A 2,343-nucleotide genomic window follows, 5' to 3' on the forward strand; every position below is an offset into this window, starting at 1 on the left:
CAGCATCCTCGATGATGTCCTCTGTCCCAGTCCCCCCCCCCGCCGATTCGCCCCTGATCTCGGCCTCGCCGGCCCCGTTCGCGACCTGCTGCGCGCCCCGGCCGACGAGGAGGCGGATATCGGTGCGCGCCCGCACCGCATCGAGAAGGGCGGTGTGCAGGTCGGCGCGGGCGATGGCGAGGTAGGGCGCGCCGAACCGCTCGCGCATCGTGGCCCCGAGCGCGACCCGGCCGATCTCGGCGCCGCGCCGGAGCGAGCGGATGCGGATGCCGCCCGGCTCGCAGCCATGGCGCTGGAGCGCGGGGCCGAGGCCGAGGCCGAAGAGGATCCGCGTCGCGTTGGGAGAGAGCTGGATACCCGCTCCCGTCTCGCCGAATCCCGTGCGGCGCTCGAGGAGCGTGATCTCGTGGCCGCGGCCCGACAGCGCGAGCGCGCTCGTGAGGCCGGCGATCCCGGCGCCGACGATGGCGATTCTCATGGATGTCCCGCAGGTCTTCCGGGTGGCGATTCGGCCCGCCGCGCTCATGCCATCTTCGGGCCGGCGCGGGAACGGCGCTCGCCATCGCCGCCCGCCCGCCCTATAACAGGCGCGGACCCCGCGCGGCTTTCGGCCCCGCGGGCTTCTTCCGTTGCCCACCCATCTTCACCGGCCGCCATCCCCGCGGCCCGCATGCGACATGGCCCGACCGAAAATCTCCCTTGCGGGCCCGATCGCCCGCGCGCTCGACATCCTGAAGGGCGGGCGCGGCGTGACGCTCGCCGGCGTCCCGGACGGGTTCGACGCGCTCCTGATCGCCGACCTCACGCGGCTCCTGTCCCAGACGGCTGACGGGGCGGCGGTGCTGATGCATGTCGCCCGCGACGGTCAGCGCCGCCAGGCGCTGGAAAGCGCGCTGCGGTTCCTCGCCCCCGAGATCGAGGTGCTGCATTTCCCCGCCTGGGATTGCCAGCCCTATGACCGCGTCTCGCCCACGAGCACGGCGACCTCGGGGCGGATGACGGCGCTTGCGCGCCTCGCCCGCTCGCGCACCTCGGAGGAGAAGCCGCGCATCCTCTCGACGACGGCCAATGCCGTGGTCCAGCGCGTGCCGCCGCGCGCCAGGATCGCGGCCGAGACCTTCTCGGCCGCGCCGGGCAATGCGGTGAAGGTCGAGCAACTGGTCGCCTGGCTCGAAGCCAACGGCTCGACGCGCGCGGGCACCGTGCGCGAGCCCGGCGAATATGCCGCGCGCGGCGGCATCGTCGATCTCTTTCCGCCGGGGCTGCCCGCGCCCGTGCGCCTCGACTTCTTCGGCGACACGCTCGAATCGATCCGCCCCTTCGATCCCGAGACGCAGCGCTCGACGGGCCAGCTTCGCTCGCTCGACCTCGTGCCGGTCTCCGAGGTGCAGATCACGACCGAGTCGATCCGCCGCTTCCGGCAAGCCTATGTCGCGGCCTTCGGCGCCCCGCAGCGCGACGACCGCCTCTACGAGGCGGTGAGCGAGGGACGGCGCTATCCCGGCCTCGAACATTGGCTGCCGCTCTTCCACGAGCGGCTCGACACGCTCTTCGACTACCTGCCGGGCGTGCCGGTGGTCTTCGACGCGCTGGTCGAGGACGCGGCGGGCGAGCGTCTCGCCCAGGTGCAGGATTATTACGAAGCCCGCGCCTCCGCGATGGGCCAGGGGGAGGGCGGGGCGCCCTACAAGCCGCTCAAGCCCGACCGGCTCTACGTCTCGCCGGAGGAATGGGCGCGAATCCTGCGCGCCCTGCCGGTCGCGCGCCTGACGCCGTTCTCCGAGGCAGAGGGCGGGGATCGCTCCGTCATCGACCTCGAGGCGCGGCGCGGGCGCAACTTCATCGCCGAGCGGGCCGATCCGAACGCCAACGTCTTCGAGGCCGCCGCCCAGCATATCAAGGCGCTCCAGGCCGAGAAGAAGCGGGTCGTCGTCGCCGCGTGGTCCGAGGGCTCGCGCGAGCGCCTCGGCCACGTGCTGGAGGATCACGGCATCGCCGCGCAGCCCGTGGCGCGGCTGGCCGACACCCTCGCCCTCCCGCGCAACAAGGCCGTGCTCGCCGTCTGGGGCACCGAATCCGGCTTCGAGGCGGGGGATCTCGCCGTCATCGGCGAGCAGGACATCCTCGGCGACCGCCTCGTGCGCCAGAAGCGCACCGCGAGGCGTCCGCAGGATTTCCTGGCCGAGGTCGCCGCGCTGACGCCGGGCGATCTCGTCGTCCATGTCGATCACGGGATCGGGCGGTTCGAGGGGTTGCGCTCGATCGAGGCGGCGGGGGCGCCGCACGATTGCCTCGAAATCACCTATGCCGGGGAGGCCCGGCTCTTCCTGCCGGTCGAGAATA

At 72.7% G+C, this 2,343-nt stretch carries 2 protein-coding genes; one reads left to right on the plus strand and one right to left on the minus strand.

Annotated elements, in window-relative coordinates:
* Positions 1–478 (minus strand): FAD-dependent oxidoreductase (locus PKD06_RS18725; protein ID WP_324382818.1); only part of this gene is annotated, 478 nt, incomplete at its 3' end.
* A 199-nt stretch (positions 479–677) separates the two neighbouring features.
* Between PKD06_RS18725 and PKD06_RS18730 the strand changes: the two genes are divergently transcribed.
* Positions 678–2,343 (plus strand): CarD family transcriptional regulator (locus PKD06_RS18730; RefSeq protein WP_324382820.1); only part of this gene is annotated, 1,666 nt, incomplete at its 3' end.

The organism is Enterovirga sp. (assembly GCF_035325185.1).
In the GTDB taxonomy this organism is placed as follows: domain Bacteria; phylum Pseudomonadota; class Alphaproteobacteria; order Rhizobiales; family Beijerinckiaceae; genus Enterovirga.